Source organism: Flavobacterium hydrocarbonoxydans (genome assembly GCF_009789235.1).
GTDB lineage: Bacteria > Bacteroidota > Bacteroidia > Flavobacteriales > Flavobacteriaceae > Flavobacterium > Flavobacterium hydrocarbonoxydans.
Map to the genome: position 1 here is coordinate 20,540 of NZ_WSTB01000016.1, position 23,889 is coordinate 44,428.

Sequence of the window (23,889 nt, forward strand, 5' to 3'; positions counted from 1 at the left end):
TTCAAAAATGATTACTTTTGTAGAAATTGACTTTTTTTATGCAAATTGATCTTTCTACACTCGACCCAAAGAAAAACATTATCATCAAAGGTGCACAAGTACATAATTTAAAAAATGTAGATGTGGCAATTCCCCGAAATAAACTTGTAGTAATCACAGGTCTTTCAGGATCAGGAAAATCGAGTCTGGCTTTCGATACTTTGTATGCCGAAGGGCAGCGCCGTTATGTAGAAAGTTTATCATCCTACGCACGTCAGTTTTTGGGACGTTTAGACAAACCAAAAGTAGAATACATCAAAGGTATTGCACCTGCTATTGCCATTGAACAAAAAGTGAATACAACCAACGCCCGATCAACAGTTGGAACTTCTACCGAAATTTACGATTATATCAAACTTTTATTTGCCAGAATAGGACGTACTTATTCGCCAATTTCAGGTCAGGAAGTCAAAAAAAATACCGTTACTGATGTTGTTTCAGAAGTAAAAGGCTTCGATTTGGATAGCAAATGGCTTTTGTTAGCTCCTATTCATCTTGAAGAAGGAAGACAGCTCGAAGACAAACTTAAAGTCCTGCTGCAACAAGGTTTCGCACGTATTTTGGTTGACAACGAAATGGTTCGTTTAGATGATTTTACCCCTACAGACATTCATAAATTAGATAATAAAGATATCTTATTAATCATTGACAGAATTGTGGTCAAGGAAGAAGAAGAATTCTATAATCGTCTGGCTGATGCCGTACAAACCGCTTTTTTTGAAGGAAAAGGAATTTGCTATTTGCAGGAATTAAATTCGGATAAAAGATTTACCTATTCGAATAATTTTGAACTAGATGGTATTGCTTTTCTGGAACCAAATGTACATTTATTCAGTTTTAATAATCCATACGGTGCCTGCCCGGTTTGCGAAGGCTACGGAAATATCATTGGTATAGATGCTGATTTAGTGGTTCCAAATACCTCTTTATCTGTTTTTGAAAGTGCTATTTTTCCCTGGAGAGGCGAAAGCATGAGCTGGTACAAAGACGAATTTGTAAAACATTCTTATAAATTTGATTTTCCTGTTCACAAACCCTTTTTTGAACTTACTGAAGAACAAAAAGATGTAATTTGGAAAGGAAATCAATATTTTCAGGGACTAAATGATTTCTTCAAAGAATTAGAAGAAAAAAATTATAAAATACAAAATCGTGTGATGTTATCCCGTTACCGCGGAAAAACAAAATGTCACGCCTGTCGCGGAAAACGTTTACGCGAAGAAGCTTCTTATGTAAAAATAAACGGAAAAACGGTTTCAGAATTGGTTGATTTACCAATTAGACATCTGGTTACTTTTTTCAAAAACATTGAGTTAGATGTTTACGAGCAGCAAATTGCCAAACGTTTAATGATCGAAATCAATAATCGTTTATCATTTTTAACCGAAGTGGGTTTGGATTATCTTACTTTAAACAGAAATTCTGCCACACTTTCCGGAGGTGAATCACAACGTATCAATCTGGCGACCTCATTAGGAAGCAGTTTAGTAGGTTCAATGTATATTCTGGATGAGCCAAGTATTGGTTTACACCCAAAAGATTCTGAACGATTGATAAAAGTTTTACTTTCGCTTCGCGATTTAGGCAATACCGTAATTGTTGTTGAACACGACGAAGACATTATGAAAGCTGCCGATATGATTATTGATATTGGTCCGGAAGCTGGAACCTTTGGTGGAAATTTAGTAGCTCAGGGAACCTATAATGAAATTTTAAAATCAGATTCTTTAACAGCAAAATACCTGAATGGAGATCTGGAAATTGCAGTTCCAAAAACCAGACGTAAATTCAAAAACCACATTGATATTATCGGTGCCAGAGAAAACAATTTAAAAAATATTGATGTTACTTTTCCTTTGGATGTTTTAACCGTTATTACGGGCGTTTCCGGAAGTGGAAAAAGTACTTTGATTAAGAAAATTTTGTTTCCAGCGATGCAAAAAAAGCTAGACAATGCTGCCGAAAAAGCAGGTCAGTTTAGCGAAATAAAAGGTTCTTTTTCTCAGATAAAACACATCGAATACGTTGATCAAAACCCTATTGGAAGAAGTTCACGTTCAAATCCCGTAACGTACATTAAGGCTTATGATGATATTCGTGATTTGTATGCCAAAGAAAAACTATCCAAAATAAGAGGCTATCAGGCCAAACATTTTTCTTTTAATGTCGATGGAGGCCGCTGCGAAACCTGTAAAGGGGAAGGCTCCATAAACGTCGAAATGGTCTTTATGGCCGATGTTTCCCTGCCTTGCGAAACCTGCGGAGGAAAGCGTTTCAAAAAAGAAGTTTTAGAAATTACTTTTGATAACCAAAACATCAATGATATTCTAACCATGACTATTGATGATGCTATTGCTTTTTTCGAAAAAAACAAACAAACCAAAATCACTCAGAAATTACAGCCGTTGCAGGATGTTGGTTTGGGATATGTACAATTAGGTCAATCTTCTTCTACTCTATCTGGTGGTGAAGCTCAGCGTATTAAACTGGCTTCATTTTTAGTTAAAGGAGCCACAAAAGATAAAGCCTTATTTGTTTTTGATGAACCTACAACGGGATTGCATTTTCATGATATAAAAAAACTACTGAAATCCTTCGACGCCTTAATCGAAAAAGGACATTCAATTATAGTAATTGAGCACAATCTGGATTTGATAAAATGTGCCGACTGGATTATTGACCTGGGCCCTGAAGGCGGAGAAAACGGAGGAAATTTATTAGCGGTAGGAACTCCGGAAGAGCTCATAAAAGCAAAAAACTCCGTGACAGGAGTTTATTTAAAAGAAAAACTTTAATTTTTCTTAAGCTACTAAGCATCTTTCGGTAAAAGGAATACCGTCTTCGTCTATGGCTACTAAAATCTTTTTTTGTTTTGAAGCTTCGATAGTAAGGTATATCCATGCTACTGACCATAAACCTAATGTAAAACAAAAAATTATAAAATTAAAGCTGTGATTTACAGCTTTACCGCCTTTGTATAATACTGCAAATTGAAATTCATCATTTCTTTCTTCTAAAATAAATCCGTTGTGAATTTTTTTCGAAATCAGGTTTGAAAAAACCCTTAAACTTTCTTCTCTTGCGGGTTGGTTACTTTTCATAAGCTTTTGGTTTAAAATTAATCCATTTCTTGTGTAATTCCTTCTTGTTAATTTTTATACAAAAATAAACAATCCAAACTATCGGTACAATACCCACTTTTAATGATTTTGTTATTTAATATTCAAAACAATTGAAAAAGTGTTATTAAATCAAGAATATAAATTTACTTTTATTTCAAATATTTACAAAATAAACAAGCTTTTAATTTTGTGTAGTTTAACAGATTTTAAACACTTTTGGTCGATAATCTTACTATTTTATTCCCAAAACCTTATTCCTTGTTTAAATATTCTTCTGGAATTGTAGTTTTGTTACCATCTCGGAATGCTTTATAATGTGGAGACATAATTTCGATTCCGGCTGCATTAAAAGAATCCTGAATATTTTGATGCAAAGACGAATAAATTCTGGGTTGTTTATTCGGTTCTTTGGTATATACATTAATTTGGTACGATACATAAAAATCATCCAGACTGGTTTGCAATACAAAAGGTGCAGGATTGGGCTCGATCATCTCCGTTTTTAGAACTGCATCAATCAAAGCTTTGTAAATGTCTTTCCAGGGTACATCATATCCAATAGTAACGGTAGTGTGAATTAGGAGACCATTATTAGCAGCATGACTTGTATTCGCAGAATAATTCGTAGAAACACTTGACAAAACGGTTGCATTGGGAATCGTAATATCTTCAAACTTAGGAGTTCTTATTCGGGTAACCAAAGCCGTTTTTTCGATAACTTCCCCACTTACATCACCAATTTTTATAAAATCTCCAATCTTAAAAGGCCGCATATAGGTAATGACTAATCCTGCCACCATATTGGCGATTGCATTTGATGAACCTAATGAAAATAAAATCCCAACAAACACTGAAACTCCTTTGAAAATCGGAGAATCTGAACCTGGCAAGTACGGAAAAATAATCACAAGCATAAATGCAAACAGCAGAAATCTGATAATATTGAAAGTTGGCATCGCCCAATCACTGTAAAATCCATCAATTTTGATGTTTCCTTTTTTAATTTCATCAAAAAAGAATTTTATAATTTTCAGGGCGTACTTAAATAGAACAATGATGACAATAATCGTAAATAAACTTGGTAAGAATCCAACAAAACTTAAAAAAGCATGTCTAATGGGATTCAAAATCCAATGTAATAAAGTTGTTGTATAGGCTTCCGTTGCTGGAAAAATGCTAAACAGGATAGGCAACGCTAAATAAACGATTAGAATCAGCGTAATGATTTTAATAAAACCTATAACTCTGGTCGTAAGAAACAATTGCTTTTGTGGTGATAAAATACTGATATTGTTATATTTAAAACCTTTAAAATATTTACTTTTATGAATTATAAAGTAGTTTTTAATTTTATTGAATACTTTCCCTGCCAGATACAGAATAATTCCAATAATAAAAATAAGAAGAGCAGTAAATCCAAGACGTTTTGGCAATTGAGAATGGTTTTCATTTTCTGAAATAACAGCCTTTTTTATTAAGCCTAAGTTGCGCTCTGCTATAAAATTTGCCGTTTGATTTTCTGCTTTAGCATCAATATCCAAAATAGACATTATCACAAAATCATCTTTGTACATAATATCGTGTGTAATTTCAGATTTCACAATTTTAAGAGAATCTGGCTCGAAAAAGGAATCTTCGTAAAGGCTTTTTATTTTCTCACTTATCGCTTTTGCCCTGGTCTCTGCAGTAAAAGAACCTACTTTTTTATAAACATAAAATAGTGTGTCTCTAAAAGGAATAACTGGTATTCCTTTTAATTTTATTGTTGTAGTATCAATAGAATTAATATTTTTTTCTTTTTCTGCAGCTTTTTGAGTGTATCCATTTTGAAAAACAGAAAGAAATAAAAAAAGTAAAACCCAAGTGTAATTCTTTTTCATAATATGTCAGAAATTAAGTATGCTTCTAACAAATATAAAAACAAAAAAGATTACTTGATTAGTTTAAAATACTATTTCTCAACAAAATACTAAGATAATTTGATTCCGATTTTACCAAAAAGCATTTTAATGACCTTGTTAATATCCGGAGAAATTTCAAACTTATAATTAAGATATACATACAAAACCGTCACAATAGCCGATTTTATTGCAATCCCGATTAACGGATAAACAGGTATTTCCCAAAAATAAAACGCCAAAAACAAAGCTGTAGTTACCCCTAATGAATATAAATTTTGCTTCGTAAAAGGATATAAATCAAGTCGTTTTACCACAAAAAGTAATTTTGCCAGACTATAACACGTTATCGATATCAAAGTAGCAAATGCCGAACCTGTAATGCCGTAGAGCGGGATAAAAATTACGTTTAAAATAAACGTTAAACCTACTAATGCCAATCCCAGAAACAAAACCATTCGATAGTATTTTGTATTGAAAATAATAGCATTGTTATTCCCTAAAATCAAATCGAAGTACTTAGACAGCCCAATCATAAAAACTACCGGGATTCCGCCCCTATATTCCTCAGGAACAATCTCATACAACTGATTAATATTCACAAAAATACACAACATTACAAAACCGCCCACAATTTGAAGATTTATGGATGTTTTCTTGTACAAATCATTCAATTCATCGTGTTTATTCTCGTGCATTAATTTGGCTGTAATGGGATACACAATTTGATGCATCGCACGGCTCGGAACCGAAATTACCAATGCAATATAAGTAGCTACCGAATAATAAGCGATATTCTCGATTTTCATGTATTGATTCAGCATCAATTTATCACCATCCAAAAGTAAATTTGCTACACTTCCTGACAGGATAATGTAAAAAGTATATTCCATTACGCTTTTTACATTTGCCGGAATGTTAATCTGGAACTTTGGTTTTTTTACATAAAAAGCATAAAACATAGTAATGATAAAGGCTACAAAGTAGATACCGGCCGTTAGATAAACAAATTGTACTAACGTAATCCAATTAAAATACAAACCTACCAATGCTACCGAAGAAAACAAACGCAAACCTACTTCTTTGATAAAATTTCCAAAAACAGAGTGCATGTGAACTCTTGCCCAGGCATAAAATATTTCGAAATACGCCATACAAATCCCAATAAACGGAATTAGAAGCATAAACTCTTTTACAACAGGATTTTCTTTTGAAACAAAATCGGTTATATCATCAAAGAAAAACAAACCAATGATTCCCAAAGGAATACACATTAATATGGGAAACAAAGTGGTGAACGATAAAAACTCTTCCCGTTCTTCTTCGGTTTTATATTGTGAATAAAACTTGACTAATGTATTTTGCATTCCGATAGCAAACAAAGGCATGATAACGTTCGCAGCCGAAAGAATATAATTAGTTAAAGCATAATAGGTTGCTCCTAAAAAAATAGGATACAAATAAAGTGTATTGATAGCCCCGATTCCGAAACCTATGTAAGTAATGATGGTGTTCTTAAAAGACTGATTTAAAACAATACCCATTTTTTGATTGTAGAATTTAGATTGTAGAGTTTAGATTTTTGATTTTCTGCTCTCTTTTTTGAAATTGTTATGGCTTTTTGAAATTGTTCTTTTTAACTAATCAATTCTACTAATTGTCTGGTTAGATTTTTTCTCGAATATTGCTGTAAACCAACACCATTCGCCTGTAATTTCCCTTCCAGAAACTGATTATAAAAGTCCAAAATTACACTTTTTAATTTCGTTTTCTCCGAATAATCAAAAAATACTCCTGTATTGGTTTCAGTGATGATATCTGCAAAGTCAGAACCCTGAGGTCCAATGGCAATTATCGGGCGATTGGAGACCATATATTCGAATAATTTTCCAGGAATGATGCTTTTAGTGTCTTCTGAGTTTATTTCGATTAAAAGTAAAACCTGAGATTTTTTTTGATGCGCAATTGCTTCAGTGTGCGAAACATAACCAACCAAATTCAAATAATCATTTAGTTTGATATTTTCAATAGCATCCAACACTTCCTGACTTACAGCACCAATTAATTTTATTTCTAAATGTTTTTTGAAATCTGGAATCTCCTGAAGCAATTCAACCAGACATTCCCATAAAAAAGGAGGATTTCTATCAGACAAAAACGAACCAATATGTGCCAAAGTAAACTTAGTATCCAGAGTTTGTTTTTCGACATTCTCAACATCATAACCATTCGTAATCACCGAAATCGGTTTATTGGTAATGGCCTGAAATTCAGTTTTTGTGGTTTTGCTTGTTACGATAATCGTATCGGCAGTATTTAAAACTTTATGTTCTAACTTTTTATGTTTTTTAGCGGCATAACCTGACAAACGCAGTGCTTTGTGATATCCAATTGTAGTCCAAGGATCACGGAAATCGGCAAACCATTTTACGTTTAGTTTTTCCTTTAATTCTAAACCAATTAAATGCAAACTGTGGGGCGGTCCCGAAGTTACAATCGTATCAATATTATTTTCTCTGATGTATTTTTCAAGATAAGAAACAGATGGTTTTACCCAAAAAACGCGGGCATCCGGAATAAAAAGGTTGCCTCGGACCCAAAGAAAGGTTTTGTCTAAAAAAGTCTGTTTCTTCTTGTGCGGAAAAATTCCAGAACTTATTTTTTTAGTTTTATTTTTTGAAAAAATGGATGCCAGCTGATACGGCTCCCAAATTTTATTTTTAAGAATAATCGCTTTGTCTGAAATCTCACTCACCAAACCTTCATCTACAATTGGGTATGTTGGGTTATCCGGAATGTAAACGATTGGCTGAACATTAAATTCAGGTAAATATTTTACAAATTTTAGCCAACGCTGTACACCAGGCCCTCCCGCCGGTGGGAAATAATAGGTAATGATTAAGAGTTTTTTTTGTTCCAAAAGAAAAATCGTTTATTATTTAAAAGCGCAAATTTAGAAGTTATTAAATAGTATTCGAGTTTTTTCGATTGAAATTCTATTTACTTCACGCAAAGTAGAAGAAACTTCAATGATTATCATCAATCGCTCTAATCTTTCTAAATAAGTAAGCGATTTCATCTCAGCTATTCTTTTTTCTTCAGCAAGCTCTTGATTATTTTTTTGCTATTTTATATGACATCATTTTAGTTTTAAAATTGATTTATTAAAAACTCTAAACAAAAAATATAATAATAGAAAGCAATTTAAGACTATCCAAAAATTATAAAAAATCCAGACTACTTTGTATTGAATTTCCATACTTGAAAAACTGAAATATTCACCTTGACTTTCGTTATAAAAGTCATCGTATCCCATCATGAAAACTCCACAAAATATAAATACCAATAAATCTAAAAAGAGAAAAAGTCCTATTTTTAAAATTATTGGTATTAATTTCATTTATATTATATTTAAAACTGACTACTCAATATTCGTCTTTTTCTTTCTTTCAAAATAAATCCCTCCAATCAAAAGCAATAACATTCCGATTGAACTTACCAAAGCAATCATCCCTCCAGTTTTAATCACTTTTGGCTCAAATTTGAATTCGATGGCGTGTTTACCACCTGGAACTTCCATCGCTCTTAAAACATAGTCAACAGGGAAATGGTCTGTCAATTTACCATCAACATAAGCATTCCAACCGTTTTTATAATACATTTCGGAAAAAACAGCCAAACCATCTTTGGTGTTTTCCGATTCGTATTTGATATAATTGGGTTTGTATTCAACCACTTTTATAGTTCCTGTAGTGTCCCATTGCTTTTTCAAACGGGCACTATTGAATTTTGATTCGTAATCATGAACATTAAAAACTGCAGTCGTTTTGGTATCAAGATTATTCAAAGCTTTCATGACATCATCTGGTTTGTTTACCAGTTTTACAGACTTTACAAACCAAGCATTTCCATTGGCATCAGGATTAACAACCGGAAACTCTTTCCCTTCTTTATCTACCTGAATTACATACTTAACATTCAGCATGTTGAATACTTCAATATTATTTTTAGCTATTTGATAATCATATAATTGCTGCATCCTTCTAGGTCTTACAGCACTGTATCCTCCAATAGTTTTATGGAAATAAGAAGATCTTCCCTGCAATTGCCCCTGTGCATCAAAAACTCTGTAAATTGATTTATCTTCTAGAATTTTAGTATCTGTAGGCGTTTCCTGAAATGGTGCAGCAATTTGTACCGGACTCACAAAATCTTTGGCCGAAACGTATTTTTTATCCACAAAAAACAAATCAAAAATCATTAAAATACCTACAAGTATTAAAGCGGTATTCTGAGCTAATTTATTTTTGATAAATAGCCATAAAATTCCAAAAGTTACTACTATAAAGAATCCCGAACGCAATAAATCAGCAGAATACAAACTTCTTCGGTCTTCTTTTAAGGCATCAACAAAACCAGGACCGTAGTTTTCTAATAAATAACTGTCGCTAGCTGATGAAAAATGAAAAAATCCTTTTGCAAAAACCAATATTATTATAACTCCAATTCCAAAAACACCCGTTTGCATCAATGCTTTTTGCTGCAATTGTGGATTCTCTTTTTGGTTGAAAAATGACTGCAAACCCATAACCGCGAGTACCGGGAAACACAACTCCAGAATTACCTGAATGGATGAAACCGCTCTGAACTTATCATACATCGGAACATATTCGATAAAAAAATCAGTCAGAACTGGAAAATTCTTCCCCCAGGAAAGCATCAGTGTAAATAATGCTCCCGAAAGGAAAACGTATTTTATTTTTCTTTCATCAATAAATAAAGCTAAAACCGCCAGAAAGAAAACCACCACTCCTATGTAAGCCGGAGCTGAAACAATGGGCTGGTCTCCCCAATAAGTAGGCAGCATTCCCGACACATAATCCTGAGCCTGCAGTGCTGGAACTCCTTGTTCAAGCATGAAAGAATACATTCGGCTGTCGGTTCCTAAATTCTCGTGGCTTGAACCTCCAAAAAGCCTTGGTGCTATTAAGTTAAAACTCTCCGCTATTCCGTAACTGTATTCGGTAATATATTCGGTTGTCATAGAAGCAGTAGTTTCGTTTTTAGTCCCATCAGGATTAAAAGTTAACTCGCTTTTGTCACGAATACTAAATTTGGCATATTCGCTTGTGGCTAATAAATTGGTAGCATTGGCTCCAATGGCAAAAATTCCGGCTACAGCCAAAGTTCCTATCGCAATTAAAAGAGGTTTATATTCTTTTTCTTTAATGAAATTAAAAGCATAATAACCTGAAAGAATCAATAAGAAAATCAATAAATAATAGGTCATCTGGAAGTGGTTGGCATTAATTTCTAATGCTACCGCAAACATGGTGAGCAATCCTCCCCAAATATATTTTTTCTGAAAAACCAGTATAAATCCGGCGATAACGAGCGGCATATACGCAATGGCGTGAGCTTTTGCATTGTGTCCAACCCCTAAAATAATGATTAAATAAGTCGAAAAACCAAAGGCAATGGCTCCGATAAAAGCTTTTAAAGGATCGGTTTTTAAAACCAGCAACAAGCCATAAAAACCTAAAAAGTAAAGAAATAAATAATCAGCAGGACGAGGTAAAAAACGCAATACATCATCTATTTTACCCACAAAATCATTGGGATAATTTGCTCCTAACTGATAGGTTGGCATTCCGCCAAACGCAGAATTGGTCCAATAAGGCTCTGAATGCTCTGTTGCTCTAAAATCGTTTTGCTCTTTTGCCATTCCGGTATATTGAGCGATATCGGATTGGAAAATTTGTTTTCCTTGTAAAACAGGATAAAAATAAACTAATGAAACAAGGATAAACCCAAGTATTACGAGGGCATGCGGATAGAACTTATTTATTATTTTCAATTTTGGCTGGTTTGGGTTAAATGAAAAATGCCTATTATCTAGGCACAAATTTAATCTATTTCTTCGTAATCAACGTACTCCCCAACTTTTTTGGTTTCACGGGGATTTTTCTCCTTTGCAGTATCCATGATTATCTCATCGTTATTGCGATAGGTATTTTGTCCTGTATTATTCTGATTATAATATTGTTGCTGCTGTTGTCTCTGAAAATTCTCTCCTGCTTTTTCGACAGCCTTTTTTACTAATACCGGTAAAAAGATTCTAGCTAAAAACTTAAAAATATAATAAAAAGCTACCATATAAAGTATAGCTTTCATTAAACCTGAAAAAGATGCTTCTTGCATAATCGTAATTTTTTTTCCAAAATTAATAAATCCATTCTTCAAAATTAAAATATCAATCTTAAATAAATAATAAAATATGTACATTTGAAATGCGTTATTACATTTTAATCAAAAATTAAATTATGTTAAAAATTAAAAAATTGGTCTTTGCAGGCACATTATTACTGCCACAACTATTTTTTGCGCAATATACAGATGTCATCAACTCGAATCGTCCCGGCGAAACGATGTCGGCATTTTCAGTAGGAAAAACAGTCATTCAGGCCGAAATGGGTATTTACGGCATCAATGAAAAACACGAATTATTAGATTATAAAGGTTCTGGTTTTGGAACTGATTTAACCTTTAGATACGGTGCTTTTCTGGAAAAACTGGAGTTTATTGCTGATATTCAGTACCAGCTTGAAAACTTTACCACACCTTACACCGATTACAAAAAAAATGATTTCAGACAAACTATTCTGGGAGCCAAATACCTGATTTACGATCCTTTCAAAGGGTATGAAAAAACAGCAAATATTTACAGTTACAAAGCCAACCACGCCTTCAACTGGCGCCAATTGGTACCTGCTGTAGCGGTGTTTGCCGGAGCAAATTTTACTTTTAAAGACAATCCGTATTCGTTTTCTCCAGATGGCAGTATTTCGCCAAAAATCATGCTGATTACTCAAAATCATTTTGGTGACGGCAGATGGGTTTTGGTAGGGAATTTTATTGCTGATTATATTTCGACTGATTATCCAAGTTATGGCTATGTATTAACCTTGACCCGTGGATTTAATTCTAATTGGTCCGGATTTATTGAAAACCAGGGTTACAAAAGTGATTTTTACAGCGATGCTCTTGTACGTGGAGGAGCAGCGTACTTAATTGGAAAAAACATGCAGATAGACGCTTCTGTAACAACTAATTTTAAAGATACTCCTTCTATTTTTTATGGCGGACTTGGATTTTCGTGGCGTTATGACGCGAAATACAAAGAAGTACAGCTGAAAAGCATAAAAGATCAAAAAGAAAAAGATTATCAAAAAGAAGAAAGCAAACGAAAAGCCAAATACGAATAACGATATTACTAAGAAAGCCCTTTAATTTGGGCTTTTTTCTTTTCAGCTCTTTTTAGTTTTACTAAAGATAACTATATTCGTAGCTTAGTATTTCAGTTCCAAAACCAGAGCATTTAAACAAAACAATCGTAATGATTACAATTAAAGAAGCCAAAACTAAAAAGGAATTAACGGATTACGTTAAATTTCCTTTTTCGCTATACAAGGACAATCCATATTGGGTACCACCTATTATTGCAGATGAATTAGAATCATTTGATAAAACCAAAAACCCTGCTTTTGACAATGCCGAAGCTTACTTTTATCTGGCCTATCGAAACAATGAAATTGTAGGCAGAATCACTGCCATCATCAATTGGGCAGAAGTTAATAATCAGCAAAAAAGAAAAGTTCGTTTTGGATGGTTTGACGTTATTGATGATATCGAAGTTACCAAAGCACTGCTTGAAAAAGTATATGAACTAGGCCGTCAGCATAATCTGGAACACGCTGAAGGACCAATGGGATTTTCGAATCTGGATAAAGTTGGTGTTCTTACCGAAGGTTTTGATCAAATGGGAACTATGATTACCTGGTACAATCACGCTTATTATGTAAGACATTTTGAAGAATTAGGATTTCAGGTAGAGAAAGAATACATCGAAAGTGTTTTTCCGTTCTCGAATGTAAAACCTGAATTTTTCCTGAAAGCTCAGGAACTTATCAAAAAGAGATATGGTCTAAGAGCGCTTACCTTTACCAAAACAAAAGACATAATGCCGCACGTGGATAAAATGTTTGATTTGTTTAATGAGTCGTATGCCAAACTTGCTTCTTTTGTCGCTATTTCTGATGTTCAAAAAGAATATTTCAAGAAAAAATACATTAGTTTCATCAATCCGGAATACATCAAATTTGTGGTGGACAAAGAGGATAATTTAGTTGCTTTTAGTATTGTAATGCCTAGCTTTTCTGAAGCTTTGCAAAAAGCAAAAGGTAAATTATTTCCGTTTGGGTTTCTTCATTTATTGAAAGCAAGAAAACAAAGTAAAGATGTTGTTTTTTACCTTATCGGAGTTCATCCTGATTACCAAAATAAAGGGGTTACTGCGATCATTTTTGATGAATATTACAAGACATTTTCTGAGAAAGGAATTCAAAATTGCATCAGAACACCTGAGCTAGCTGAAAATACAGCAATTCATTTATTATGGAAAAATTTTGATCCAAAAATACATTGTCAGAGAAAAACGTACCTTAAATATCTATAAAAAATAACAATGGATATCGAAAGAAAAAATCACTGGGAAAAGGTTTACGAAACTAAATCTCCTAATGAAGTAAGCTGGACGCAGGAAGTACCCAAAACTTCATTGGATTTTATACATTCATTAGAATTGAATAAAAATGCTACAATTATTGATATTGGCGGAGGTGACAGTAATTTAGTAGATTTTTTACTGAATGAAGGCTTTGAAAATATCACTGTTCTAGACATTTCTGAAAAAGCATTAGAAAAAGCAAAAATTCGTTTAGGAGAAAAAGCAAAAAAAATCAAATGGATTGTGAGCGATATTACAGAATTTGCTCCAGAGGAAACCTATGATGTTTGGCATGACAGAGCTACTTTTCATTTTCTAACGGATGCTTTTCAAATAGAAAAATACCTGGAAATTACGGGTAAGGCAGTGAACAGTCATTTGATAATTGGAACTTTTTCTGAAAATGGTCCCACAAAATGTAGCGGTCTCACCATTAAACAATATTCTGAAAATACTTTAGAACAGCAATTTATAAAAAGTTTTAACAAAATAAAATGTATTACCGAAAATCATATTACTCCTTTTGAAACCTCACAAAATTTTGTTTTTTGTAGTTTCAAAAAAAGATAAAAAAAATCCATTCGCCCCCCAACGAATGGATTTTTCAGTTAAAAAAATATATGTAGTTATTATTCTTTACAATCTACTTTTACCAAAGTGTTATCAGCATCAAATTTAAGTTTTGTTTTATCTTTAAAAACAACCTTTTTATTGCTTTCGACAACATCTCCATAACCCATTATAAAAGCACCATCTTTTTGCAGAAAAGCAACTTCTCTAACCGATGAAACTCCTTCAGACATAAAAGTATAATCTGCGATAAGCGTATCACCTTTCATATTACCAATTATTGTTCCTTCGTTTTTATCTTTTCCGTACAAATTATAATCTAATTTACCGTTTACTTCCTGATGCGAATTCACATTAAAACTCAGCGATACAATACTGCTATCTCTTGTAGAAGCGTAACACTGATTTCCTGCTGGCTCTACTATTTCTGCTTCTTTAGGAGCACTTGGTATAATTTCAGGAGCAGTTGTATTCTTTTTGCAAGAGGCAAAAGAACATATAATTGCGGCTAATAGTAAAACTTTTTTCATGACTTTTTCTTTTAATAAATTTACAAGTATAAAAGTACTCTGAAATAAAAAAATCCATTCGTATAATTGAATGGATTTTTTATATAATTCCCATATTAGGAATTTATTTTTGAAGAAATTAAGCGTCTAAATCAACGGTTGTTTTGCTTGCTATTTCTTTATAAGTACCGTTTACTAATTTCTCACGGATAGCTTCAAAAGCGATTAAAGTTTCATCAATGTCAGCTAAAGTGTGCGCTGCAGTAGGAATCATTCTTAGTAAAATAATACCTTTTGGAATTACAGGATAAATTACAATTGATAAAAAGATACCGTAGTTTTCTCTTAAATCGTTTACCATCACCATTGCTTCCGGTACACTTCCTTCAAGATAAACTGGTGTAACACAAGTATTAGTATCGCCAATATTGAAATTTCTGGTACGTAAACCGTTTTGCAAAGCGTTTACATTTTCCCAAAGTTTATCTTTCAAACCTGGATTGTTACGCAATAATTCTAAACGTTTCAAAGAACCAATTGTCTGAATCATTGGCAATGCTTTTGCAAACATCTGAGAACGTAAATTGTATTTTAGATAATCGATAATATCCTGATCTGCTGCTACGAAAGCTCCGATATTAGCCATAGATTTTGCAAAAGTCGAAAAGTAAACGTCGATACCATCCTGACAACCCTGCTCCTCACCTGCTCCGGCTCCTGTTTTACCAAGCGTACCAAAACCATGTGCATCATCAACTAATAAACGGAAGTTATATTTTTCTTTAAGAGCAACAATTTCTTTCAGTTTTCCTTGCTGACCGCGCATTCCAAAAACACCTTCGGTAATAAAAAGGATTCCTCCACCTGTTTCTGTAGCCATTTTGGTAGCACGCTGCAGGTTTTTCTCCATACTTTCAAGATCATTGTGTTTGTAGGTAAAACGTTTCCCCATGTGCAAACGTACCCCATCAATGATACAAGCATGAGAATCAACATCATATACAATAATATCATTTTTAGTTACTAAAGCATCAATGATAGACACCATTCCCTGATAACCAAAATTCAATAAATATGCCGCTGGTTTCATTACAAACTCAGCCAGTTCGTTCTCTAATTGCTCGTGATATTTAGTGTGACCAGACATCATACGGGCTCCCATTGGGTAAGCTGCTCCAAACTGAATTGCGGCATCTGTATCAGCCTGACGTACCTCTGGGTGATTCGCAAGACCTAAATAATCGTTTATACTCCAGTTCAAAATAGTTTTTCCACCAAACTGCATTCTTGGACCTAACTCTCCTTCTAATTTAGGAAATACAAAATAACCTTCTGCTTGTGACGCCCATTTTCCTAGAGGACCTTTATTGTTTTGAATTCTCTCGAATAAATCTTTTACCATAATATATTGAAGTAATAATTTTAATATAAACTGCGGGCAAAAATAAATATTTATTCGATGGTATCATAATAATTTGAAAATGATTCGAATTCAAAGTAGCTCTTTAATACACTTTTATCACAAAAACATTCGCGAAACCTTAATATTTATTAGCAAAACTAAAATCATCCTTCGAAAGATTAACAATTTATACCTTTTATAAATACAACAAAACAGGCTGAATTTATTTATTTTTTATTAATTTTAAAGAAATTAAATCATAAAACCTAATGGCTTTAAGCAATTCTAAAGACCTCAAATTAGCTGTTCTTATTGATGCCGATAACGTTCCGTACAGCAATGTAAAAGGCATGATGGAAGAAATTACAAAATTCGGAACTCCTACTACCAAACGTATTTACGCCGATTGGACCAAGCCAAATTCTAACGGATGGAAAGGCGTTTTACTGGAACACGCTATTACGCCTATCCAGCAATACAGCTACACCGTGGGCAAAAACTCATCCGATTCTGCGTTGATCATTGATGCAATGGATTTGCTTTATTCTGGTAAATTAGATGGATTTTGCATTGTTTCCAGTGATAGCGATTTTACGCGTCTGGCCATTCGTTTACGTGAATCCGGAATGAAAGTGATTGGAATTGGCGAAAAGAAAACACCCAATTCATTTATCGTTGCCTGCGACCGTTTTATTTATATCGAAGTTCTGGATGGCGCCATACAGAAGAAAAAATCCCCAAAACCAACCGCTACAACTACTTCTGACGCCAAAAAAGCTGTTGAAAAACCAGCCGAAAAAGCATTAGCCAAAATAGACAAAGCCACTATCGAACTTATCGAAGCCACGATTGAAGATATAGAAGATGATGATGGATGGGCATTTCTGGGCGATGTTGGAAATATGATTGTGAAGAAAAAACCTGAATTTGACCCAAGAAATTATGGTTTTTCGAAGCTTACGCCCATGCTAAAATCACTTACGGACATTCTGGAAATTGATGAAAGAGAGTCTGACAAAAAAGGTATCAAACACGTTTATGTGCGATTACGTTTCAACTAAATTATCATTTTTAATTTTTTTATAAACATGAGAAAAAAATTCTTTATCTACGGATTCTTATTGTTTCTAATTGTTGCTGCTATTTATTATAAAACAGGTCGTGGCTATTTATTAGTCATTATTATACCTATACTATTGATTGTTGGGTTTTATAATACGATTCAAAAAAAACATGCTATTTTAAGAAACTTTCCTGTTTTGGGATATTTCAGGTATTTGTTCGAAATGATTGCGCCGGAAATCCAGCAATATTTTATCGAAAGATCTACTGACGGAAAACCTTTTTCCAGAAACCAGCGTTCATTGGTGTACCAAAGAGCCAAAAATATCGATTCGAATTCACCTTTTGGAACACAATTAAACCTAAATCATGATAGTTACGAAGGCATCAAACACTCTATTTTTCCAGCAAAAGTAAACGAAGAATTGCCACGTGTTTTAGTGGGCGGAAAAGATTGCAAACAGCCCTATTTAGCTTCTTTATTGAATGTTTCGGCAATGAGTTTTGGTTCGCTGAGCGAAAATGCGGTTCGTGCAATTAATATTGGAGCAAAAAAAGGACAATTTTATCAAAATACAGGCGAAGGCGGATTGACCGATTATCATCTGGAAGGCGGCGGCGATATTACGTGGCAAATCGGTACAGGTTATTTTGGCTGCCGTAACGCAGAAGGAAATTTTGACGCCGAAAAATTTTCAGAAAAAGCCAATCTTCCGAATGTAAAAATGATCGAAATTAAGCTTTCGCAAGGCGCAAAACCAGGTCATGGCGGTGTGCTTCCAGCAGCTAAAAACACGGAGCAAATTGCCAGAATCCGAGGCGTTGTTCCCCATACGACGATACTTTCACCTCCAAGTCATAGTGCATTTTCAGATGCGAAAGGTTTAGTTCATTTTGTTAAACACTTACGTGAATTATCTAACGGAAAACCAATCGGATTTAAATTATGTATTGGAAACACAGCCGAATTTGAGGCGATTTGTCACGAAATGATTGCCGAGGATTGTTATCCCGATTTCATTACCGTTGATGGTGCCGAAGGCGGAACCGGAGCTGCTCCACTGGAATTTGCCGATGGTGTGGGAATGCCTTTTGAACCTGCTTTAATTTTTGTCAATAAAACTTTAGTAGGATTAAATATTCGTGATAAAATTCGCATTATCGGAAGCGGAAAAATCATTTCTGGCTATTCTATTTTACATGCTATTGCGTTGGGCGCAGATATGTGTAATAGTGCCCGTGGCTTCATGTTTTCGCTTGGTTGTATTCAGGCTTTAAGATGTCATAATAACGAATGCCCAACCGGAGTAGCAACACAAAACAAGATGTTGATGAAAGGTTTGGTGGTAACCGATAAATCTGATCGTGTGTATCATTTTCATAAAAACACTCTACATGCTGCAAACGAGCTTTTGGCAGCAGCCGGAAAGAAAAGTTTTGCCGATGTGGATATCAATATTTTTATGCGTGGTGATGAGTTTACCAATTTATCCGAATCGTATTTTCCTGATAATTTAACCAATGTCACCAGACAGCATTAAAAAATAAAAAGCCTCTTTGTATTATTTCAAAGAGGCTTTTTATTATCATTTTCTAAAACTTTATTAAAGTTTTGCAGTTACCTTATTCGCCGAAGATTCGTCATTTAGTAACTCAGCTAATTCTTGTTTTCCAATTAATCTTTTAGCAATAATAGAATTGTTATACGAGATAAAATAAACATCAAAAGTTACACCTTCTTCGATTAACTCTTGAGAAATTTGGTTCTTCTCGATCATACCTCTTAACAATTCAGGAAACGACTGGCTATAAGCTTGTTTGTTTTCGTCTGTTTCCTCTAAATTTGTTTCAATTCTGATTTCAATTCTATTGTCTTCTAAAAACGCCTTAGCATCGGTACTTGTAATACTAGGCCCTTTTATAGAACTCGAAGTATTGTAATTACTTACATGCTCCTGGATTTTTTGTTTTGTATTTTTACAGCTAACCAGTAAAGATACAATTGCAATAGCAAATGCGATTTGGGTAATTTTTCTAATCATAATTTTTTGGTTTTTTAGGTTCTTTTGTTAGATTTTAAACTCAAACATACTAATTTTTTAACACAAAAACAATAGATTTGGCAAAATAAAAGAGCTGTAACTATTTGATTACAAGTGTTATATGTAAGAATTATTTACAAGATAATGTAAGAATAAACAAACTGTCTTTAGCACAAAAAAAGCCTCTTTGCGCGATATCAAAGAGGCTTTTTTTGTTATAAGAAGATTATACTTATTTTATTTTTTAATATATTATAGAATTATTTTTTCAAAAAAGCGGCTATTTCCTCCTTGTTAATTATTTTTTTATCCAAAACAGTATTATCATCAGCCAGATAATAAACATCAAACTGCACACCTTCCTCTACTAATTCCTGAAAAACAATATCTTTTTCGATTCTATTAGTCAGTAACTCAGAGAAATTTGTATCTGCGGCTGCTTTATTCGATTCGTTTTGTTCCAGATTGGTTTCGAACCTTAATTCAATTTTATTATCATCCATATAACCTCTGGCAGTAGTAAGTGTAACATTAGCAGCTTTAAAAGTAGCTGCCTGACTATTATACGTTGTTACATATTCCTGAAGTTTTTGTTTGGTGTTTTTACAGCTTATTACCAATAGTGCAATACCAATTATAAGCGAAATTTGGGTTATTTTCTTCATCCTCTTTTTTAGTTTTTAAATTTCAACTTTGATTACAATTTTATTCAATATGCCGTCCGTTATCATGGGCGCGTGTACATCTTCGGGAAAGAGTATCACAAATTGATTGGCACTCAGTCTAAAAAACATATCCGGATAATCATTAAAAAAACGAACATCTTTTTCATCATTGTAGTCTCCTTTTGGCACTGCACAATCTGCTCTTGGTTTCCATCCAAAAATTTCAAATTCACTAATACAAAACTGAATATCAATATTTTTTATCGTGACATTCAAATGTTTCTAAACTCTCTACTTTGGTTTTTCCTTTTCCGTAGTAACCAAAAGCCTTTATGCCGTCGGTTTCAAATAAAGTTCCTTCGGCAACATTTCCAAATTTATTAGCTCGCAAAAAATCAAATGCTTTCTTAAACGAAGGATGTAAAGCTTCATATTTTGCGGCATTTTCTAATGAATCTATAATCATAATTTTATTGTATTTGAATTGGTGTTTTTTAAAATTATAAAAAATTATTTCAATTTCTGAAGTCTCAAAAGCCCTTCTAAATAATAGTAATCGGCATAATTTATAGAACAATCTATTTCGCTTCCGGCTGGCTTATGACCTGTTGAATGAAGCAAAAATGCCGGATTTATATCATGACTCTGATAGTTCTCAGAAAGTGAAATAAGCATTTTTTCAGCTTTGGAAACATACTCCGATTTCAACTTTTTATCTTTTGTAAAAGAACTCAATTCGATCAATGCAGATGAAACGATTGCCGCTGCAGAAGCATCTCTGGGTGCATTAGGAATATCCGGAGCATTAAAATCCCAGTACGGAATCAAATCTTCTGTGGTTAATTTATCCAGATACACTCTCGCCAATTGATTTGCAAATGCTAAAAACTTAGGATCTTTTGTTTCTCTGTACACCATTGTAAAACCGTAAATTGCCCATGCCTGCCCACGTGCCCACATACTATCATCGCTAAATCCCTGCGCGGTAATTCCTTTTATTTTTTTACCTGTTTCATAATCGTAAATAAGAACATGATAAGACGTAAAATCCGGTCTGAAATGATTGTTCATCGTAGTTTCAGCATGTTTTACAGCAATGTCGTACAGCTTTTTATTCCCTCCGTTTTTAGAAGCCCAAAAAAGCAATTCAAGATTCATCATATTATCGATAATCGTATTGTGTCCGCCGTATTTATTATGCGGCCACGACTGAATAGTTCCTACTTTTGGATTGAAAAGCGTAGCAAGAGTATCGGCGGTTTTCAGGATAATTTCTTTGTAGGCTTTATTTTTAGTCAAACGATATCCGTTACCAAAACTGTTCAGAATCTGAAAACCCAAATCATGATCACTGGCTTTATTTACAGACAAAGGCGTCAAAAATCTACTAAATTTATCCGCTTCTTTTTCCCACTTTTTCTCTCCTGTTGCTTCGTATAAATACCATAATTGTCCCGGCCAAAAACCACTTGTCCAATCTTTATAATCTACAAATTTCCATTCGGAACTTCCAGTTGGAATACTTCTGGGAAAAGTTTGATTATCTGGAATTACAGCCAGAGTTTTAGAAGCCTGTACCGCACAATAGTCGAATTGTTTTTTTATATTGAATGAATTACTTTTCTGCGAATATGCTGCATTTGCAGAAAATAATAAAGTAAAAATTAAAATATAAAAAGAAGATAATCTTGTATTCATGGTAATTTGGTTTTTGGATGATGAAAGATAGAAAGTTTAAATTTATAAAATAAAGTAAAACTTTTGCCTGTAAAGTTTTTAACTTCGAAAAAAAAATCAAAGATTCATTCTTTTTTTGTTTCTAAAAAGTAAACCGTTATACATTTGAAAAATCCAAGAGTTACTTATTTCTTTCTGCTGCTATTGGTGATTATTCTTGGAATTCTTTCTAGAAAAATAAGCGTTGTACCTTTATTTATTGGAGATTTACTGTACGCTGTAATGATTTTTATTTTTATTAGAATATTTTTAATAGAATATAAAAGCTTTCAAATTGCTGTTCTAGCTTTAGTAACTTGTTATACTATCGAGTGCTTGCAGCTTTATCAGGCTGACTGGATTATCGAACTCCGCAAAACACTTTTTGGACGATATGTGCTCGGTCAGGGATTTTTATGGAGTGATCTTGTGGCTTATAGTTTTGGCGTTCTGATTGCCTTTTTGATTGAAAAAAACAAGAAATACTAATCAAATGTCTGGGTAATTTTATCAATATTCAGACTATTAGCCATTGTTGTAAATATCTGATAATAAGTCGATTTATTATCATACAGTTGCTCATGAGTTCCTTTTTCAATACATCTTCCCTGCTCTAAAACGATAATATTCGAAGCATCAATAATCTGCGAAATACTGTGCGAAATTATGATTACGGTTCTGTCTTTTTTTATGGCGTCGAGCGATTTTTTTATTTGTTCTGTAGCTATCGCATCCAAACTTGCGGTGGGCTCATCCAGAAAAATGATAGGCGGATTTTTAAGAAACAACCTGGCAATTGCAATTCGCTGCTGCTGACCTCCTGAAAGTAAATGTGCTTCGGATTCATATCCTTTTGGCAACTGCATGACCTGCTCATGAATATAAGCTTTCCTGGCGGCCTCCATAATTTCGGCTTTTGAAGCAGCTGGCTTTCCGTATAAAATATTTTCGGCTATAGTTCCTTTGAAAATATGATTTTTTTGTAAAACCAATCCAATATTTCTTCGTAAAAAATCGGTGTCATAATCATTTAAATCGACTCCATCCAAATAAATTTTTCCCGATGAAGGCAAATAAAACTTATCCAGTAAATTGATAACCGTGCTTTTTCCGGCACCGCTCAATCCGACCAAAGCGGTGGTTTCGTTTGGTTTGATTGTAAAATTAATTTCAAAAAGTGCTTTGGTTCCGTTAGGATAGGCAAAATCAACATTTTTGACTTCTATCAATCCTACAATTTTTTCCGGAACATAATCTCCGCTGGTTTCTTTTTCTTTTTCAGATTCTAAAATATCAAAAAAACCTTCCGAATAAATTAAGGCATCATTTACTTCATCATAAATACGGTGCAACTGACGAATTGGTGCCGAAACATTATTAAACAACATAATATGAAACATGATCGCACCAATTGTCATGGTATTATTTAGTACAAAATAAGCAGTCAGAATAATAATGATAACCACTCCTATTTGTTCGATAAAACTTTTGACACTTTCAAAAATGAAACTTGTTTTTCTGGTTGCCAATTGATTTTCAGTCATTTCGAATTGAATTTTCTGATGACGATCGGCTTCCATAGGTTCACGAACAAAAGATTTAATAACAGTTATCGATTCTATCAGACTTATAATTCCGTTGTTTTTTGTTTCGCGATAATTGCGCATTCTTCTCCGAAATCCGCTTAGCTTAGTTGCCTGTAACTGACTGATATAAAAATAAATAGGAATAATACACAAACTCACCAATCCTACGTACATATTAGCATAAAACATCAAAATTAAAGCCACGAAAGCATTTGTAAACAATGGCAGAATATCAATAAAAAAATTCTGAACCAATCGTGTCAAACTGCTAATTCCCATATCAATTCTGGTTTGAAGTTTACCACTTTCGTTTTCGTCTGAGGTATAAAACTCCATTCTATAACTCAGAATTTTTTCGACTATGGTTTGAGAAATATCACGTGTTATAAAAATCCGCAACTTTTCTCCGTAAAATTTTTGTCCAAACTGCACTACCGAATAAATCAATTCTTTGGATAACAAAACAATACTTATGATGCCTAATAAATGAAATCCTTTAGACAAAGGTTCGTGCGCCACCATTAGATTACTAATAGAATCTACGGTATATTTTATGATTAAAGCATTTACCTGAGCTGCAAACGATCCTAAAAACGTAAGCAATAAAGTAGCAATGACCATTTTGCGGTAGGGCTTAACGAAAGGAGTGATTTTTTTAAAGAGAACTGATATCTGCATTTATTTTGTCTTTAGGCAAGTTATCAAATATAAG

General features: G+C 33.6%; 21 protein-coding genes. 7 read left to right on the forward strand and 14 right to left on the reverse strand.

Annotated elements, in window-relative coordinates:
• The first annotated feature begins 38 nt into the window (after nucleotides 1-38).
• Nucleotides 39-2,834, forward strand: coding sequence for an excinuclease ABC subunit UvrA (gene uvrA, locus GON26_RS19925; protein WP_160376529.1), 2,796 nt, complete (start codon nucleotides 39-41; stop codon nucleotides 2,832-2,834).
• A 6-nt stretch (nucleotides 2,835-2,840) separates the two neighbouring features.
• Here the strand turns inward: uvrA and GON26_RS19930 are convergent, their stop codons facing one another.
• From GON26_RS19930 to GON26_RS19955, 6 genes are all read right to left on the reverse strand, one after another.
• Nucleotides 2,841-3,140 carry a hypothetical protein gene (locus GON26_RS19930; protein ID WP_160376530.1) on the reverse strand — a complete coding sequence of 100 codons (300 nt, stop codon included), beginning with the start codon at nucleotides 3,138-3,140 and terminating at the stop codon, nucleotides 2,841-2,843.
• A 272-nt stretch (nucleotides 3,141-3,412) separates the two neighbouring features.
• Nucleotides 3,413-5,041, reverse strand: a complete 1,629-nt coding sequence (locus GON26_RS19935) for a mechanosensitive ion channel family protein (protein ID WP_160376531.1) — start codon at nucleotides 5,039-5,041, stop codon at nucleotides 3,413-3,415.
• Nucleotides 5,042-5,130: 89 nt separating this feature from the next.
• Nucleotides 5,131-6,603 carry a lipopolysaccharide biosynthesis protein gene (locus tag GON26_RS19940; RefSeq protein WP_160376532.1) on the reverse strand — a complete coding sequence of 491 codons (1,473 nt, stop codon included), beginning with the start codon at nucleotides 6,601-6,603 and terminating at the stop codon, nucleotides 5,131-5,133.
• Nucleotides 6,604-6,695: 92 nt separating this feature from the next.
• Nucleotides 6,696-7,979 (reverse strand): glycosyltransferase family 4 protein, encoded by a 1,284-nt coding sequence (locus GON26_RS19945; protein WP_160376533.1) that lies wholly within the window; start codon nucleotides 7,977-7,979, stop codon nucleotides 6,696-6,698.
• Between the two features lie 501 nt (nucleotides 7,980-8,480).
• Complete coding sequence (locus GON26_RS19950; RefSeq protein WP_160376534.1) at nucleotides 8,481-10,916, reverse strand: YfhO family protein; 2,436 nt, start codon at nucleotides 10,914-10,916, stop codon at nucleotides 8,481-8,483.
• Between the two features lie 50 nt (nucleotides 10,917-10,966).
• The gene (locus GON26_RS19955) at nucleotides 10,967-11,344 is read right to left on the reverse strand and encodes a DUF4834 family protein (RefSeq protein ID WP_317164721.1); all 378 of its coding nucleotides are present in this window, start codon (nucleotides 11,342-11,344) and stop codon (nucleotides 10,967-10,969) included.
• Between the two features lie 38 nt (nucleotides 11,345-11,382).
• Here GON26_RS19955 and GON26_RS19960 point away from each other — a divergent pair, with 38 nt between their 5' ends.
• From GON26_RS19960 to GON26_RS19970, 3 genes are all read left to right on the forward strand, one after another.
• Nucleotides 11,383-12,324: a transporter gene (locus GON26_RS19960; RefSeq protein WP_160376535.1), complete on the forward strand. Its 942-nt coding sequence runs from the start codon at nucleotides 11,383-11,385 to the stop codon at nucleotides 12,322-12,324.
• 131 nt (nucleotides 12,325-12,455) lie between these two features.
• Entirely contained in the window at nucleotides 12,456-13,574 is a 1,119-nt protein-coding gene (locus tag GON26_RS19965) for a GTP cyclohydrolase (RefSeq protein ID WP_160376536.1), read from the forward strand.
• Nucleotides 13,575-13,583: 9 nt separating this feature from the next.
• A complete protein-coding gene (locus GON26_RS19970; RefSeq protein WP_160376537.1) occupies nucleotides 13,584-14,195 on the forward strand; it encodes a class I SAM-dependent methyltransferase in 612 nt (203 codons plus the stop codon).
• A 59-nt stretch (nucleotides 14,196-14,254) separates the two neighbouring features.
• On the opposite strand, the gene GON26_RS19975 is transcribed toward GON26_RS19970, so the two are convergent.
• Nucleotides 14,255-14,725 (reverse strand): hypothetical protein, encoded by a 471-nt coding sequence (locus GON26_RS19975; RefSeq protein ID WP_160376538.1) that lies wholly within the window; start codon nucleotides 14,723-14,725, stop codon nucleotides 14,255-14,257.
• A 118-nt stretch (nucleotides 14,726-14,843) separates the two neighbouring features.
• Nucleotides 14,844-16,106, reverse strand: a complete 1,263-nt coding sequence (locus tag GON26_RS19980; RefSeq protein WP_160376539.1) for an aminotransferase class I/II-fold pyridoxal phosphate-dependent enzyme — start codon at nucleotides 16,104-16,106, stop codon at nucleotides 14,844-14,846.
• 269 nt (nucleotides 16,107-16,375) lie between these two features.
• Here GON26_RS19980 and GON26_RS19985 point away from each other — a divergent pair, with 269 nt between their 5' ends.
• Nucleotides 16,376-17,167 carry an NYN domain-containing protein gene (locus GON26_RS19985; RefSeq protein ID WP_160376540.1) on the forward strand — a complete coding sequence of 264 codons (792 nt, stop codon included), beginning with the start codon at nucleotides 16,376-16,378 and terminating at the stop codon, nucleotides 17,165-17,167.
• 27 nt (nucleotides 17,168-17,194) lie between these two features.
• The gene (locus GON26_RS19990; protein ID WP_160376541.1) at nucleotides 17,195-18,709 is read left to right on the forward strand and encodes an FMN-binding glutamate synthase family protein; all 1,515 of its coding nucleotides are present in this window, start codon (nucleotides 17,195-17,197) and stop codon (nucleotides 18,707-18,709) included.
• 63 nt (nucleotides 18,710-18,772) lie between these two features.
• Here the strand turns inward: GON26_RS19990 and GON26_RS19995 are convergent, their stop codons facing one another.
• The 5 genes from GON26_RS19995 to GON26_RS20010 all read right to left on the reverse strand — a co-directional run bounded on the left by GON26_RS19995 (nucleotide 18,773) and on the right by GON26_RS20010 (nucleotide 21,573).
• Complete coding sequence (locus GON26_RS19995; protein WP_202110910.1) at nucleotides 18,773-19,210, reverse strand: hypothetical protein; 438 nt, start codon at nucleotides 19,208-19,210, stop codon at nucleotides 18,773-18,775.
• Between the two features lie 260 nt (nucleotides 19,211-19,470).
• A complete protein-coding gene (locus tag GON26_RS20000; protein WP_160376542.1) occupies nucleotides 19,471-19,875 on the reverse strand; it encodes a hypothetical protein in 405 nt (134 codons plus the stop codon).
• A gap of 15 nt (nucleotides 19,876-19,890) precedes the next feature.
• On the reverse strand, nucleotides 19,891-20,151 hold the full coding sequence (locus GON26_RS21710; RefSeq protein WP_230407973.1) for a YhcH/YjgK/YiaL family protein: 261 nt from the start codon (nucleotides 20,149-20,151) through the stop codon (nucleotides 19,891-19,893).
• The gene (locus GON26_RS21715) at nucleotides 20,126-20,341 is read right to left on the reverse strand and encodes a YhcH/YjgK/YiaL family protein (protein ID WP_230407974.1); all 216 of its coding nucleotides are present in this window, start codon (nucleotides 20,339-20,341) and stop codon (nucleotides 20,126-20,128) included. Before GON26_RS21715 ends, GON26_RS21710 begins: the two co-directional genes overlap by 26 nt.
• Nucleotides 20,342-20,385: 44 nt before the next feature.
• Entirely contained in the window at nucleotides 20,386-21,573 is a 1,188-nt protein-coding gene (locus GON26_RS20010; protein ID WP_160376543.1) for a glycoside hydrolase family 88 protein, read from the reverse strand.
• Nucleotides 21,574-21,717: 144 nt separating this feature from the next.
• Here GON26_RS20010 and GON26_RS20015 point away from each other — a divergent pair, with 144 nt between their 5' ends.
• Complete coding sequence (locus GON26_RS20015; RefSeq protein WP_160376544.1) at nucleotides 21,718-22,080, forward strand: ribosomal maturation YjgA family protein; 363 nt, start codon at nucleotides 21,718-21,720, stop codon at nucleotides 22,078-22,080.
• On the opposite strand, the gene GON26_RS20020 is transcribed toward GON26_RS20015, so the two are convergent.
• Nucleotides 22,077-23,855, reverse strand: a complete 1,779-nt coding sequence (locus GON26_RS20020) for an ABC transporter ATP-binding protein (protein ID WP_160376545.1) — start codon at nucleotides 23,853-23,855, stop codon at nucleotides 22,077-22,079. The two genes, GON26_RS20015 and GON26_RS20020, sit on opposite strands and share 4 nt — an antisense overlap.
• Nucleotides 23,856-23,889 lie beyond the last annotated feature (34 nt).

Coding starts and splice junctions, on each gene's coding strand:
- uvrA (WP_160376529.1), top strand. CDS start 39: ATGCAAATTGATCTTTCTACACTCGACCCAAAGAAAAACATTATCATC.
- GON26_RS19975 (WP_160376538.1), bottom strand. CDS start 14,725: ATGAAAAAAGTTTTACTATTAGCCGCAATTATATGTTCTTTTGCCTCT.
- GON26_RS19990 (WP_160376541.1), top strand. CDS start 17,195: ATGAGAAAAAAATTCTTTATCTACGGATTCTTATTGTTTCTAATTGTT.
- GON26_RS19955 (WP_317164721.1), bottom strand. CDS start 11,344: ATGTACATATTTTATTATTTATTTAAGATTGATATTTTAATTTTGAAG.
- GON26_RS19960 (WP_160376535.1), top strand. CDS start 11,383: ATGTTAAAAATTAAAAAATTGGTCTTTGCAGGCACATTATTACTGCCA.
- GON26_RS20010 (WP_160376543.1), bottom strand. CDS start 21,573: ATGAATACAAGATTATCTTCTTTTTATATTTTAATTTTTACTTTATTA.
- GON26_RS19970 (WP_160376537.1), top strand. CDS start 13,584: ATGGATATCGAAAGAAAAAATCACTGGGAAAAGGTTTACGAAACTAAA.
- GON26_RS19980 (WP_160376539.1), bottom strand. CDS start 16,106: ATGGTAAAAGATTTATTCGAGAGAATTCAAAACAATAAAGGTCCTCTA.
- GON26_RS21715 (WP_230407974.1), bottom strand. CDS start 20,341: ATGATTATAGATTCATTAGAAAATGCCGCAAAATATGAAGCTTTACAT.
- GON26_RS20000 (WP_160376542.1), bottom strand. CDS start 19,875: ATGAAGAAAATAACCCAAATTTCGCTTATAATTGGTATTGCACTATTG.
- GON26_RS19930 (WP_160376530.1), bottom strand. CDS start 3,140: ATGAAAAGTAACCAACCCGCAAGAGAAGAAAGTTTAAGGGTTTTTTCA.
- GON26_RS19995 (WP_202110910.1), bottom strand. CDS start 19,210: ATGATTAGAAAAATTACCCAAATCGCATTTGCTATTGCAATTGTATCT.
- GON26_RS19940 (WP_160376532.1), bottom strand. CDS start 6,603: ATGGGTATTGTTTTAAATCAGTCTTTTAAGAACACCATCATTACTTAC.
- GON26_RS19935 (WP_160376531.1), bottom strand. CDS start 5,041: ATGAAAAAGAATTACACTTGGGTTTTACTTTTTTTATTTCTTTCTGTT.
- GON26_RS20020 (WP_160376545.1), bottom strand. CDS start 23,855: ATGCAGATATCAGTTCTCTTTAAAAAAATCACTCCTTTCGTTAAGCCC.
- GON26_RS19985 (WP_160376540.1), top strand. CDS start 16,376: ATGGCTTTAAGCAATTCTAAAGACCTCAAATTAGCTGTTCTTATTGAT.
- GON26_RS19965 (WP_160376536.1), top strand. CDS start 12,456: ATGATTACAATTAAAGAAGCCAAAACTAAAAAGGAATTAACGGATTAC.